Source organism: Streptococcus azizii (assembly GCF_001984715.1).
In the GTDB taxonomy this organism is placed as follows: Bacteria; Bacillota; Bacilli; order Lactobacillales; family Streptococcaceae; genus Streptococcus; species Streptococcus azizii.
The window spans coordinates 122,854-137,573 of record NZ_MSPR01000002.1; the positions used below are offsets into that span (position 1 = coordinate 122,854).

Annotated in this window: 11 protein-coding genes; 3 read left to right on the forward strand and 8 right to left on the reverse strand. The window is 41.5% G+C overall.

Going from position 1 to position 14,720, the window contains the following annotated elements:
- Nucleotides 1-25 precede the first annotated feature (25 nt).
- From BVE84_RS01870 to BVE84_RS01905, 8 genes are all read right to left on the reverse strand, one after another.
- Nucleotides 26-364 carry a hypothetical protein gene (locus tag BVE84_RS01870; RefSeq protein ID WP_076995387.1) on the reverse strand — a complete coding sequence of 113 codons (339 nt, stop codon included), beginning with the start codon at nucleotides 362-364 and terminating at the stop codon, nucleotides 26-28.
- Nucleotides 365-400: 36 nt separating this feature from the next.
- Entirely contained in the window at nucleotides 401-4,783 is a 4,383-nt protein-coding gene (essC, locus tag BVE84_RS01875) for a type VII secretion protein EssC (RefSeq protein ID WP_076995388.1), read from the reverse strand.
- Nucleotides 4,784-4,792: 9 nt separating this feature from the next.
- The gene (gene essB, locus BVE84_RS01880) at nucleotides 4,793-5,941 is read right to left on the reverse strand and encodes a type VII secretion protein EssB (RefSeq protein WP_228062145.1); all 1,149 of its coding nucleotides are present in this window, start codon (nucleotides 5,939-5,941) and stop codon (nucleotides 4,793-4,795) included.
- A 14-nt stretch (nucleotides 5,942-5,955) separates the two neighbouring features.
- Entirely contained in the window at nucleotides 5,956-6,204 is a 249-nt protein-coding gene (locus tag BVE84_RS01885; protein WP_228062146.1) for a type VII secretion protein, read from the reverse strand.
- 150 nt (nucleotides 6,205-6,354) lie between these two features.
- Complete coding sequence (essA, locus tag BVE84_RS01890) at nucleotides 6,355-6,852, reverse strand: type VII secretion protein EssA (protein WP_076995390.1); 498 nt, start codon at nucleotides 6,850-6,852, stop codon at nucleotides 6,355-6,357.
- Between the two features lies 1 nt (nucleotide 6,853).
- A complete protein-coding gene (esaA, locus tag BVE84_RS01895; protein WP_076995391.1) occupies nucleotides 6,854-10,102 on the reverse strand; it encodes a type VII secretion protein EsaA in 3,249 nt (1,082 codons plus the stop codon).
- 70 nt (nucleotides 10,103-10,172) lie between these two features.
- Nucleotides 10,173-10,469 carry a WXG100 family type VII secretion target gene (locus tag BVE84_RS01900; RefSeq protein ID WP_076995392.1) on the reverse strand — a complete coding sequence of 99 codons (297 nt, stop codon included), beginning with the start codon at nucleotides 10,467-10,469 and terminating at the stop codon, nucleotides 10,173-10,175.
- An 828-nt stretch (nucleotides 10,470-11,297) separates the two neighbouring features.
- Nucleotides 11,298-11,810: a Dps family protein gene (locus tag BVE84_RS01905; RefSeq protein WP_167366953.1), complete on the reverse strand. Its 513-nt coding sequence runs from the start codon at nucleotides 11,808-11,810 to the stop codon at nucleotides 11,298-11,300.
- A 170-nt stretch (nucleotides 11,811-11,980) separates the two neighbouring features.
- Here BVE84_RS01905 and BVE84_RS01910 point away from each other — a divergent pair, with 170 nt between their 5' ends.
- The 3 genes from BVE84_RS01910 to BVE84_RS01920 all read left to right on the forward strand — a co-directional run bounded on the left by BVE84_RS01910 (nucleotide 11,981) and on the right by BVE84_RS01920 (nucleotide 14,715).
- Nucleotides 11,981-12,400 carry a low molecular weight protein-tyrosine-phosphatase gene (locus tag BVE84_RS01910; protein ID WP_076995394.1) on the forward strand — a complete coding sequence of 140 codons (420 nt, stop codon included), beginning with the start codon at nucleotides 11,981-11,983 and terminating at the stop codon, nucleotides 12,398-12,400.
- 67 nt (nucleotides 12,401-12,467) lie between these two features.
- On the forward strand, nucleotides 12,468-12,896 hold the full coding sequence (locus BVE84_RS01915) for an MORN repeat-containing protein (RefSeq protein ID WP_076995395.1): 429 nt from the start codon (nucleotides 12,468-12,470) through the stop codon (nucleotides 12,894-12,896).
- The gene (locus BVE84_RS01920; protein ID WP_076995396.1) at nucleotides 12,886-14,715 is read left to right on the forward strand and encodes an acyltransferase family protein; all 1,830 of its coding nucleotides are present in this window, start codon (nucleotides 12,886-12,888) and stop codon (nucleotides 14,713-14,715) included. Before BVE84_RS01915 ends, BVE84_RS01920 begins: the two co-directional genes overlap by 11 nt.
- The last annotated feature ends 5 nt before the right edge of the window (nucleotides 14,716-14,720 follow it).

A 14,720-nucleotide genomic window follows, 5' to 3' on the forward strand; every position in this document is an offset into this window, starting at 1 on the left:
TCTTTGCATACTAGAATATACCATTCTATGGAATCAAAAACTGAACCAGCTGCAAAACCGTGTAGACTACTACTCGACAAGGCGAGTGGTGCCGGCAACATTCGATAACGGATGAGACCGCATACCCGCCCAAGATACTGCCAACTAAACTGGCACGTTGGGCATCGGCTTCACTTCCTCCAAGTAGTTTTGTCCCGTGATAGCCAACCTGTCCACCCGCAACTCCTACTGCTAGCGTGACACCCCCTAAGGCTAAGTCAAGCCAGCCCTGCTTCTCGTTCAATCCAGAAAACAAAGCATTTTCAAGAACACTGTCTGTATCAACCCGTTCTTGACCTGTTTGTACAATCAGACGTATACTCAATAAAAATCAACAGTTGGCAACGTATCCTTTTGATTTTTAAAGAGTATAAATTTCTAATAACTGAACAAACTCATAGCCTTCGGGATGTAGGATATAGCCCTGATTCGGTCGAAGGGATGGCTCATTGTTCATATAGGGGTAGCGGGTATGAGTCTGATCACTGATGCGTACCCCAAGGAAGACTTGCTCAACCAACTGTACAGACAACTTCACAAAGTTATCGTATGTATTGGAGATGAGGTCTTGATAAGTGCCTATCAATATGACAGTCACCCCATATTGGCTACCTTCTACAAGCAGTTGCTTGAAATCTGCTTCACTCACTCCTGCTGCCATCGCTGTCGCTGCTACATCTGGAATGATAATCAACCATTTTGGATAATCAGGATTCGGTGTTGCAATCCGCTTCTTACAGTCATCAAGAATAACCTTCATAACATGTTCAACTTCTAGAGAGCTAGTAAATCGCTGCGCCCCTTCAAAGAAAGAATTACCTACTCGCTGACTCGGATCAAGGAGAACAGACTTGTAACGCCCTGCTAAGCGCTCTAGGTGGAAATCGAACAACTTATAGTAGTTTGTGACAAAGACTGGACTATCTGATGCCATCAAGATAGGCTTCTCAAGGCTAAAGGTAGCTGGAACCACCTCTTCCCTCTCAAGTCCCAAGACGAGGTCTGGACTCGTCGCTAAGCTATCAGCCATCACATCTTGGGTCACTTTCTCCGGTAACATCGGTATCCTTGCTGGAACTTGCCCGCTGTAGGTCGCTTTCATAGCCTCCAGTTCCTGAGTTACCTCTTCGATATAGTCCGTGTAATGCTCGCTACTATATGGCAACACCATTTGGAATTGGACAAGCTCATCAAACTTGGTAATTGCACGACCCTTGATTTCATCAAGTGGAATGTTAGAACGGCCAACAACACCTGACAAATCACTCGAGTCAAATAAGAATAGAGATAACCTGGTCTTAAAGTTTGATTGTAATTGAAGACGCATGGCATTTAATCGAGAAAGGGTAACAACAAGATACATTCCCAAGGAAGCACCATCTCGGGCAATCACATTCAAAACATCATAGAAAGTATCGACAAACACTGCATCCATCACACTGTCAAAACCATCGATTTCAATAAAAAGGGTAGGAAAACTTTCTTCTGAGAGTTGATTATACTGGTTGAGATTGGTAGCCTTCGCCTTAGACAAAGCTGCCTTACGCTTCTTGACTTCCTTGCGTAAGAATCGCAGGGATTTCATAATCTTGTCCGTCTCATCCAAGGTAAAATAATCAGCCACATGTGGAAAATCCGAGAGAGAAATCAAGCCGCTGGTCCCAAAATCATAGAGATAGAAATGAGCTTGGGCTGGTGTATGTTTTCTCATCACATCCATGGTAAAGCTCTGCAGGAAGGTAGATTTGCCAAAGCCAGGACTAGAAACCAGGAGTATATGCCCCCGATGTTCCATATCAAAATATAGGGGAGATTGCTCTTGTTTTTCTGGGATGTCCTGATAACCGATCAAAATTGGCTGGAATTGATGGCACTGTCCCCAATAGTCCTTGAAAGCAATCGACTGTAAGTCCTTGGCATAGACTTTTTCTGCAAGGGGAGGCAACCATGGGCTAGCTACTTTAGGGATTTCTAGCTTTTCAAACAACTGATGTGCTTCCTCCACAATCGCATCCAACTCTGTTGGTAAGGCCTTGGTTTCTTTCTTCTTCAAACCGCTCAAATCTTTGTTAATAGCATGATACTGACCACTATCTGTAATTTCATAAACGGTTGTATCACGTTGGACATGATTGCGTCCTTCTGGATCGTAATCCGCTCCCGACCAAGCACTCTGAAAGAGTTCATAAATTTCATTGTTCCCCACTTGCAGATAAGCGCGACCTGTCTGAGTAATTTCTGCTGCATCGGGTGTTTTAATCACTTCACGAGAGTCCGCGGCATCCTGTACCTTGAGGGCTATTTTAAACTTGGAGTTGGACCAAATCTGATCATTCACAACCCCACTTGGCTTTTGTGTAGCGAGAATAAGTTTAACCCCCAGCGAACGACCGATACGGGCGGTAGACACCAACTCATCCATAAAGTCCGGCTGATTGGCTTTCAACTCCGCAAATTCATCACTAATGATGAAAAGATGAGGAAGGGGTTCTGCAACTGTACCTTCTTTGAAGAGCTTCATGTACTGGTTGATATGATTGACATCGTTTTCTAAGAAAATTCGTTGGCGTTTCTTCAACTCTGCTTTTATTGAGACTAATGCACGATTGGCTTGGTTACCATCTAGGTTCGTAATCGTACCAACGACGTGAGGCAAGTCCGCAAAGAGGTTGGCCATTCCGCCACCCTTATAGTCAATCAGTAGAAAAGCAACCTCGTAGGGATGATAATTCACAGCTAGGGAGAGAATATAGGTTTGGACTAGTTCCGATTTACCCGAACCTGTCGTCCCTGCAATCAATCCATGGGGACCATGGGCTTTTTCATGGAGGTTGAGATAAAGGATGTCATCCCTTCCCCGAACACCTAGAGGGACCGCCATGGTCTGATAGGTCTCATTTTCCTGCCAGCGTTGTAAAAGATTGAGTTCATCAACCTTATTCACCCCGTACATCTCAAGGAAAGTAATACTATTTGGAATGGAGTTCCGAAGGGTCTGAACATGGTGGATACCTGCCAAGTTTCTCGCAAAATTTTCCTTATCAGCTAGGCTGACAAAAGGAAGCGGAGTAAACTTCTTATCGGTATACTGTCCATCTTGCAACAGTAAGGTTCCTTTTTTATCTCCTCGGTAATCAACCACTGTCTTCACATGTTCAGGAAGACTTTCCAGCACTTCTTCTACAAAAACATAATGGATACCTAAATGAGATAAATCTTCATTGATATACTCCATGATATTATGATCCAACATCAGACTCAAATCAGTAATAAAAAGGACATAACGCGGGGCATATTGCTTCTCTTTGCCACTCTCTTGCTCACTATCCAACTTCCTATCTTTGATGATTTGATAGAGGGAGGTCAAGAGTTGGTCGCGGGTCCGCTGACCATAGACAAAACCTCGGCTATTCAGTACCTTGATTTTTGTATGTGGTAACCAGCGACTCCAATTCCATAACTCCAATTCCTCCTCACGGAAAATAGGAATAAATTGTACATCGTGATAACTTTGAAAAGTAGCCAACTGCATCATCATCTGTTGAACCTGCTCAATGACGACTTGGCGAGTCCCAATATAGCCAATAGGATTTGTCAGGGTATGGGTTATGGGCACATTGTCAGTAACTTGATAGTAAGAAAGAAGCTCCTGAACTTTCTGATGGGCCACCTCATTGTACTTTGTTAACTCTGAATCAGCATACTCCACTTGAAAGCTAGATAAGACATCCCCCAGCCCCAAACGATAGGAAAGAAAATCAAAATGATAGGGTGTTTTTTCATAAATGCGACGATCAGTTGCCTCGACCATCTCAAGGATTGTCCCCGTCGCTGGGTAATGATAGGTTAAGGCATTCCCTTGTTCCTGACGAAGTGCTGCCAACTGGGAATACTTGGTGTCCAAGTACAAGAGATAATGTTTAATTTTTTGTTCCTGAGTCTCTTTGAGAGATTTCCTATCTGAAAAATAGGAATGAATCGACGTTCCGATTGTCATAACAGACATCCCCATCATCATAAATATCATTCCACCGCTACGTGTAAAATAGACCGTTAGAACTGTGAAGATAGTCATCGCCAGGGGCGTAATAAGGAGCTTAAAAAGAGACTGTTTTCTACTATCATCTTCCGTCGGTGCTGAAGCAATGGTCACCTTCTCTTCTGGCTCTCTTAGGATAATACGTGGTGACCGGTGAAATTCTTTAGAACGATCTTCAAGAACCAACTCTGAAAATGGCAGTAACTCCGTTTCGATGGTAAATAAGGATTGGACGGACAAAACCTGTCTCTGAATGGATAGAACAATTCCCTCTTCAAAAACAACGGTATCCCTGTCCTGAATCACTTGTTTCCCACTTGTTTTCTTCCCATTGATAAAATAGGGAGAAGAGCTGTAAATTGTTTTCTCTTTTTGATCCAAGGTCAACAAAATCTCTTCAGTAAAATCAACCAATCGAATCGTTGCTTCTTGCCTATCGGATAGGTATACGATTTTTTCAGGAAGAAGATAGTAGACCTCATTTTTAAAAGATAGCAAGGTCACTTCCAAACCTTCCCTCAACGAGAGAAAATGGCAACCGTAGCCATAGCTTCTCCCCAATAATGCAATCCCTTGTTCTCCAACTTCTAAGTGAACCTCTTCAACAGAAGGAAGATAAATATCAGATGCAAGAGCTTCCCCTAGACGATAGCTTGTCCCTGGGTAGAGGGGATAGACATTGTCTTGATAAATAAAATAATACATGCCGATCTCCTATCTTGATTTTGTCGAATCTGTCGTTGATTCAGTCGTTTCTGGCCTCAAATAGGTCTTCTTAAATTCCTCTAATTTCGCTTTGTAACTGTTCAACTGCTCGGTCCGCTCTTCAGATGTTAAATCTGGATTCCGTTGGACTTCATCCATTTTCTTTGTCAAACCATACATCATCAACTGAGGATCATCTAAGTAGCTAGCAATGTCCATGGCTTCATCAATATGAGCCTGGCCAATCAACACCCAATACCGAAGATAATCTGCATTTGACTGCTTTGAAATGTTTGAAAGTTCTTCCTTTTGTACTTCTGTCAACAGTTCGGTCATAATGACTGAATAAGCGACTATATATTTATCATCTTGACTGAGAGCTTTCGAATCTGTATTCTTGACTGTTGATACGACTGTGGAATAATCTTGATGAACAAAGGCTAAGCGTAACTCAGAAATCATCTCCTGAGTCGGTATTGCAAACAAGACAAAATAGAGAATTCCTAGGAGAGAAAGAAAGCCAATCACAGATGTCCCTATCGTCGCCCACTTTAAACGTGAAATAACCTTATTCGACACACGTGAAAAAGTTTCCCTATTTCGTTTCTTTTCATCCTGGTATTTTTCATGTAATAAAGCAATGAGGTCATTCAAGTTCTCAGCTTTAACCACCGCCTCACAAAACAGGTTGCCCTTGTAAAAAGGCAACTGTCCATCTAGTAATCTTTCATAGCTAATCTTTCTATCCAGAAGTGAGACTATCATCGCCTTAAAATGAGTGATAAGGATTTCTTTGCTGGTAGCTTCATAAGGAGGAATTTGTCCCTTGATTCCCTTAAACACCAATAGAGGCTCTGCATTCCGTGAAAATACGATATTGAAGGGTGTCAATTCGTAAGTATAGATAGAATCCTCCAATGAGGAAAACAGCTGACTGATATTCAATAAGTGCCGTAGTTTTTCTTCATTGATGAAATGTTCGACCTCATCCCATCCATAGTACTCATCTGTCACTAGACCCTCAATAAGCAATTTCCCATCTTCTTCTATCAGTTTTTGAGTCATAAAAAGAGGATGTTCAGCAGTTAATAAGGTATAGGCTACCTCACGATTTCCCTTAACATCCTCAATGAGCCATTCACGTTTTTGTGTTTCCATACTCGTCCCCATCATCATACCGTTTCTAATTGCAATAAAACACCATCTTTTACCAGTTCTAAGTGACTCGTACTTGCCAATATCTCTCCGGACTGCTTATTCCGTACACTGGGATTCAAGACCTGCATCCCCAAGTCATAGGTTTCCGAAACAATCTGCACCAACTCTTTAATCGTTAATCCTGTCGGAACTCGTAAATCCAATTCTTGAGACAGATAGGGTGAGCAGTTCATACTAATATTGATGTAATCTTCCATGTACATTAGTCCTTTCTATCCTCTACTACAGCCTTTTCGTTCACCTTTCATACTTAGCGTTTGAGACAAAAAGGTTTTGAAGTTCAAAATTATTTATTATACGTTCTAAGAAACGTACAATTAAATCCAAAGACGAACAAATCTAATTTTTTATGACTATTCGAGGTATTTTCTTTCGTTTTTTCTAGTTGAGGTTGGAGTTTTATCCCAAACTCGTGGGAGATGAAACGAGAGTAACATAACAGATAAAGCAATTAAAAACAAAAGAATAGCTGGCCAAGATAGGACTTCCTGCTTTTCATTTAACGCAACACCATAATTGTCTCGATTCGTAACGATGGTTTGAGAGGTAAATAAAAGTGATTGATAACTGCTGATACTATTCTCTTTCGCTACTTCAGTAACAAATAAACCAGTCTTAGTCTCCTGATACCGTTCCTCATCTTTTCCTTGAAGAGTTTCAATTCGCTTCTCCGTCTCTGGATGGAATAATTTTATTAAGTCACCCTCCTGCTCAAAATAATGAAGCTCCGTCTTTTCATTGTTCTTATCTAGAGAAGTATCAATCTGCAAGGAACCGTCATTTGCGAAAATAACGGTTCTTGTCATCAGGCTGAGCATCATGAGAAAAAATAGGATACTGCATTTCTTCATATTACTTCCGTCCCTCAATCTGTCGATATAAGAAAACAGTTCCAACCCCAAGCACAGTAGCTACACTGAGTAGCATCACTGTCGCTAGCATGGTATTGCCTTGTTGATTGATAACATTCTTCACCACTTCTTCTAAATAGGTTAGCGGAGAAAGTTTTGCTAAAAACTGAGTGGGATTCACATAATAAGTATCAAACAGCTGAGTTGCTGAAACAATGTAAAGTAACAACGCTCCCACACTGAGGAGGAAACCTAAACTTTTCAGCTTATCCATCAGTAGGTTTACACTATAGGTCATCGTAAGGCTGATGAGAATGAGAAGCACCACAAATGAGCCCATTTGAGCCATAGGAAAGCCAAGTTTTACTCCAGATATCATTGCAATCATCCATCCTGCAACAGTAGCAAGGACACTTAAAAATACCATTGGACCTGTCGCATTTTTCCAAGATAGACGTTCCGTCACGTTCGTCCGTTTTTGTAACTCTTCCTTATTCGCATGTTGCATAAGGTAAGCAGAAACTAAGCTCACCAGATACGTCATCAAGATAATCAAAAGACCTGAACGCTCATCTTGCCGAGTTGCCTGTGGCTGAGTTGCCGTTACTGCCGAAACTACATTACCAATCTTAGCAGCATCTACTGGATTAGAGAGGTAGTCATAGACTGCTTCATTCTTAGTATTCCCAGTCCTAGTATTGCTTAATACGGTTGAAAAGTTACGGAGAAATTCTTCATTTGAACCATATTCACTCGCCATGACCTGTTGTAATTCAGCAACACGTCCACTCAACGACTCACCATCCTTTTCCAACCTTGTCACATCACTAGTGAGTTGTTTGATACTACCCTCAATGATTTCAGAAAGAGCTTGATTAGAACGGGTATTCAGCATGAGAGTCTGACTTGCAGCCATCAATTTGGCTAAATCCCTATTCATATCCATACTTACTGTTACCATATCTGTATTCTCTACTTTTTCGGTCTCAGTGAAAACAGGCTTATCTTTGATTGTTTTATCAACTGTCGAAGTCTGTTCAATCAGCTGAGTCAGTTGGCTTATTAAATCATTGGTCGTTGTTCGTAGACCAGCGATATTAGCTGTCAGATTGGCTACATTCGCCAAGCGGTTCTCGATGTTGGTTAGTTCTTCGTCTGAACATTTCAAGTCTGACTTCAATGCCTCAACTGTTGTAGCTTTGATCAAACTAGTTACGATTGATTGCAAATCATTACTATTTGCCAAGGTTGCTACTGAACCATCTGCAGCTACAATCGTACTTGGTGCATATCCCCCTTGGGTCAAATCTAAACCATAGTAAGCAGATACGATACCTGACAACTGCAGATAGCTATTTACATCCGTGTAGACTGCTTTGGATATTGTCAAAGGATCATAGGCCCAATCGGACATCTTATCTTGCAGAGCATACTGACGTTTGATAACCTTTATATCCGTCTGATTCGTCCTAGTAATGGTAATGGTTTTGGTCATTGTTACAGTCTCTTTTACGATAGACTGTGCGAGCATTTCCCCATCACTCGCACCTGTTTCCGTAGTAGTTGGTGCTACGATTGAGGTTAACGACGATGATGTCTCTGATTCTTCTGTCTTTGCTTCGTAGGGACTGGTTTCCTTAATAACAGCCACATTCTCTGTTGTATCAACTGTACCCTCAACCAAAATAGGGGAGAAGATACTGAGAGACATCTCATCTTGAACACCGAGTGAGTAAGCAATCACTGTCCCTGCTGGCACATTCTCTGGAAGATGAACTTGGTACTTCCCTCCTCCTAGGTCCGTTACTGAATAAGCTGGCACATTCAGAGTATAGCCTGTGGGAACCGTTAAAATGAAGCGTTCTAACCTCCCTTCAAAAGCAGGCAGTACCATTGAGCGAGGACTCTCTATTTTAGACTTGATGTCTCTCTTCAATGCCGAAAATTCCTCATTTTCAACAGTCATCATTTTATGAATTGGAAGAGATTTTTCCGTTTGTTGGCTATACCAGTGCATAAACGCATTGACATTTTTTAAATGTTGCTTATCCAAAGCCGACAGAGACAAGCTGTCAATCGTGGCATCATCATAGTAGAAAGTAGGCCATTTATTCGCAATCTGACTTGTCATACTATCATTCAAACTCTTGATATAACTCCCCAGTGTCTGGTTTGCACCATTGACTACCGCAGCATTTTCTTTTAGAGATGACGCAACTGCTTCTTTTATCTTGGTATCATAATTAGATAAAGTCGTATCAATTTCAATATTGAGAGCTTTTAGACGCTCAAGAAGGGTCTGAATATCTTGGTTATACGCTTCTACAGCCTTGTTCGTTTCATCCCACACAGCAGGTTCTGCTAAGTGAGTACTGATATAGGTATTGATTTCAGATAACTTTGCTAACTGCTCCTCAACTGATAGAGCTGAAAAGGCCTCGTCAAACGCTGATAGATGCTTCTCCCTATTCTCTAAAGAGTGTTTCCAAGTATCTTGCTGAGATTTGATGTGTTCAATAGTGCCTTCATATGTTTTGTCAACCGAAATAATAGAGTTAAAAGCCTCATTACTATTTAGCAAATCCTTATTAAAGCCCGAATAGGTAGACAGCAAACCAGAGGGAGCTGAACTGATACCTGTAAACTGTTGAGCATACTGTAGCAAAGGGCTACTTAGCCGATTCGTAAATGTTGCAAGGGATTCTTGTTCATTAGCCACCACATCAGCTACTTGATGTTGAGCAGTTCTCAGATTACCGATAATACTGGTAAAATAAATAGTAATCAAATCCTTATTGAAAAGTTCTTTAAAATCCACCACTGCCTGTTCAGCTTGCTTTACGGTCAGCTGTTTTTCTGACAAAATTTGGTACTGAAAATTTGCCCTAGTTGGCGAAGCTGACTCAAGTGCTAACGCTTCCTCCGAAAACTTACTAGGGAAGATAATCATCAACTGATAGGTGTCATTCTTCAAGCCACTCTCTGCAATAGATCGAGAAACAACCTCTACAGCATAGTGATTTTTAGTAATGAATGAGTTAACCAATGTCGTTGCGATATTCACCTGCTGCCCATTATAGACTGTTCCAGTATCTTCATTCACAACAGCAACCTTAATAGCCACCTCTTGTCCCGATGTTTCAGAGTTCGTTCGACTAATTGGTGTCGGCTTTACAATTCCCAAAAAAGATACCACTACTGTAACGAGTAATAATAGTAAGCCGAAGCTATACAAAACTTTCCTATTCACATCTTCTCCTTAATACAACTACATAATGTAAGAAGGCTGAGGATTCCTCCCCAACCTTACCATTTTTTGATTACTGAAGACCGAAGTTACGAGACAAATCTTGGTCATTTTGTTGCATCGCTTGAGCAGTCTTATCAAGTTGCGCATTGATTTGTTGCATCAACTCGGCAAAATTTTGTACCTTGGGTTTCAATTCATTAAATTGGTTATCAAACCCTTGGAACGCAGCACCTTCCCACTCTCCACGAAGAGTATCTTGTAAACGTTGAAGATTATTCAAAATGGTTGTAATATCATTTGACGCTTTTCCATATTCACGAGCACGTGAATGGAGCGTTTCTGGGGATACACGAATTTGTCCTGACATATGATTGTCTCCTTTATCTTTTATGGGATAATTCTATCATGTTTTACGACCTTATTAAATGTTTTACTCATCAAAAACCAAGCATTGTTTTCTCAACAAATAGATAATAAAAAATAGCTAATGACTGACTTATTTAAACGTTCTCCACCTAACTTTCGTCAATAATACTATCATAGTCTAAAGGTCGTACGGTGGTCACATTGTGATATGAGATGAATTCTATTTTGAAATATATCATAGTAGTTTTCTCCTAATATTTTATTGAACTAGATGTCCTTATCTATTTATTCGAAAATTAAGATAAAAAATCAAGAGAATTTAAACAAATTTAGTTAACCATTCCACACAGTATGTTTTATAGTATGTTTTATAGTATGTTTAGTTTGCTTTTAGTACTTGCTCCACTAGTCTGGGAGAGTGAAACAGTTCGGTGAACTGTTTCACTCCTATTTTCGCTTTGAGTTTTTCACGGGCTTTGTATCTTGTAATTGAACAGTCCCTCTTTGTTCTACTTCAGGCTTGGGAATCATGATAGCAGGTCTCTTAGGAGACTTGAACCCCATATATAACATGCCCATCGTACTAAAAACCCAGCGCCTACTGGTGCTGGGTTCAACGATAGCTATCTCTGAGGATATTGTCTTTTCATACTAGAATAGACCATTTTATGGAATCAAAAACTGAACTGGCTACAAAACCGTGCAGACTACTGCTCGACAAGGCGAGTGGTACTATCAACATTCGATAGCTAATGAGGAGTCTCAACGGGGGCGGACTCCATCCTGGTAGATTCAAAAAATCCAATACACTCAACGGCTGGTGACCATGTTACAAGCCTGGTGCTTGTCCTAATTCTGCTTGAAGCATCCAAATGTGTTTTTCAAGGCTTGCTTTTGCACCGTTGAAAATGTCATTTGTTACATCGTCTCCTTCTTCATCTGTCACATCTAATCCTTGTTGGAACAAACCGACAAGATAACGAAAGACCTCTACAACACGACCCAGTTGCTCCTCCATAGACAAGCTATAGTCTCCTGGTACTTCTTTTAGCTGACTTTGGTCACTAAATTCCTTCAAGGTAGAAAACGGTGCTCCACCCAAGGTGATCAGACGCTCACTGATCTCATCGAGGTAGCCATCCAACTCCTCCATATAGTCATCCATTTTAGGATGCCATACAAGGAAGCCACGTCCACGCATGTACCAATGTACCTGGTGCAAGATAGAATGTGCAACTGACAAGTCAGCGACTGCTTGGTTCAAAAGAGCCTTTGTTTCTGGTTCTACTTGCGGTTTTGCAAAGCTCGCAATTTCCGCTGGTGATTGATGGAATGTATTCATCATATAGGTTACCTTCTTTCTCTTATTTATAATCATTATAAATAAAGGATAGGAAAATTGCAAGTATTTCGACTTTTATGAGAAAAGTTTCAATATTCACAGGAAACAAAGAAACCATTTTAGGATAAAATGCGGTATAATAGAAGAGAAGAATAAGGAGGGAGTGGGGTATGAAAAAAATCGTCTTTGTCTGTCTTGGAAATATTTGTCGCAGTCCCATGGCTGAATTTGTCATGAAAAATCTCACAGATCAGATCATCGTGGAAAGTCGGGCGACATCATCATGGGAGCACGGTAATCCCATTCATAAGGGGACTCGACAGATCCTGCAAGAACACCAAATCCCCTATGACTCACATAAGCGTTCGCAGCAGATTAGCCTAGCCCTTGCAGAAGAATATGACTACATCATCGGTATGGATAGTCAGAATATGGCAGACCTGAAAAAGATGCTGCCAACCAGCTTACATGATAAACTCTATCCTTTTGCCCAAACAAGTGTCCCAGACCCTTGGTATACCGGAGATTTTGAGGAAACCTACCGCATGGTAAGTGCTGGTTGCCTAGCCTGGAAGAATCGCTTGTTGTAGGTATAAACAATTTTATTCCCCTCCTAAAAATGATAGTATAAAAGAACGACTAGAAAAGAGAAGATCTATGAATAAGTTGATTCATCATCTGCAAACGATCGATGTAAAGAATCTACCGTCCTACCTGACACGTTCTAGGATTGAAAAGGCCTGCGTTGCCCTCATAATCCTCTGTGCCTTGTCAGTATTTCTCGGACGCATTCCACGCCAGCAAACACTAAGCCTAGATAGTGGAAAAATCACCTATCACGGCACAGTCATTGCTAGTAAACTATCTGGGCAAGGCACCCTTACCTTTGAAAATGGTGATACCTACAAAGGACAGTTTAAAAATGGTATGTTTGATGGCAAGGGAACCTTTCGCTCTGCCAGTGGCTGGACCTACGAGGGAGAGTTTAAAAACGGCATTGCAGACGGCGAGGGAAAACTGACCACTCAAGCAAAGGTTATCTACGAAGGAACATTCAAACAAGGAATTTATCAACATGCGAATTAAATGGCTTTCAACAATACGAGTACTGGGAATGCTCTTTGTCCTACTCTATCACTTCTATCTCTCACGTTTTCCAGGCGGCTTTGTCGGAGTAGACCTCTTTTTCACCCTATCTGGCTATCTGACAACCGCCTTATTTTTAGATGAATATGCCCGTCATCAAACGATTGATTTCAAACGATTTTTCAAGCGTCGCTTTTATCGGATTTTTCCACCAGTTGTCCTCACACTTCTCGTTACAACACCGTTTGCTCTGCTAGTCCGTAACGATTTTATTGCCGGAATTGGACAGCAACTGATGGCTGCACTAGGGTTCATGACCAATTTCTTTGAACTCTTAGCAGGAGCTTCTTATGAAAATCAATTCACACCACACCTCTTCCTTCACACTTGGAGCCTGGCTATTGAAGTTCATTTTTATCTCATCTGGGCATTGATTATCTGGGGGATAGCACGGTTTGCAAAAACGCTGGGACAGCTCCGCGGTATACTATTTCTTACCTCTAGCGGCCTTTTCCTCATCAGCTTTCTAGCCATGTTCATTTCGAGCTTCTTTGTCAACAGTTTCTCAACCATTTATTTTGCGACATGGCCCCATATCTTCCCATTTTTCTTAGGAAGTATGCTGGCTAGTTTAACAGGGCTAAAAAGCCTCACTCGGCCATTTGAACGAGTGATTGCCAAATGGAATCTAACACACACACTGGCTGTCCTTGCAGCTGGTTTAGGCCTTGAACTACTTCTCCTTCTTGTCTTAAAATTTGACAGCATTTGGACCTATCTATTCGGATTTCTCCTTTCAAGCCTAGCTACAGCTGCTATGATTTATGCCGCTCGCGTCCTGCATGAAAAGACGGAAACGGTGAAAGAACCCGCTATCCTAATCTTTTTCTCCAACATTTCCTACGGTATCTACCTCTTTCACTGGCCATTTTACATCATCTTTTCTCAGGTGCTTAATCACACACTCGCTGTGCTACTCACCTTAACCTTCTCCATTCTATTGGCAAGCCTCTCCTTCTATGTGCTAGAGCCTTTCCTTGCTGGAAAAAAGGGGCAAGTATTCAACATCGAACTCGACCTCAGACCATATGCAAGATGGATTTGGGCTACTGCTACCAGCCTGCTAGTTGTAGCGCTTGGCATCAGCCTATTTGCTCCTGCCTTGGGAAATTTTGAACGGGAGTCGCTCATCAATAATCTGTATCAATCCAATAACCGTATGGGACAAACCCTACAGCTGGCTCAAAGAGGCAAGGCTTCTTCTTTTGAGGTGACAGAAGGATTGACAATTATTGGTGATTCCGTCACCTTACGCTCAACCGAGCAACTCACTGCTCTCTTCCCTGCTGCTTTTATAGATGCCCAAGGGAGCCGTAATGTCGCTCAGGCGGCCGAGATTCTCCAAAACAACATTGATAATCAGGCACTCATGAAAGATGTTGTCATCGCGACAGGGGTTAATATTGTCTATAGCTATAAGGAGGACCTTGAGAACATCATCTCCATTCTTCCAAATGGACACCATCTCATTCTAGTCACTCCTTACGACGGAAACTCCGCCCAATATAGCGACCCGGTTGCCGAGCAATATGCGAATTATGTTCGTGAACTAGCTAAAAACTACGATTTCATTGCGGTTGCTGATTGGAATACCGTCGCTAAGAATAACCCTCAAATTTGGGTTGGAACGGATAACATTCACTATGGTAGTAATCACGAGACCACCGTTGAGGGAGCAAGGCTCTTTGCACAAACCATCAAATCTGCACTGGAGCAAGTAGAGAAACAACCTGTTAAAAATATTGGAAACAGCGACTAATAAAC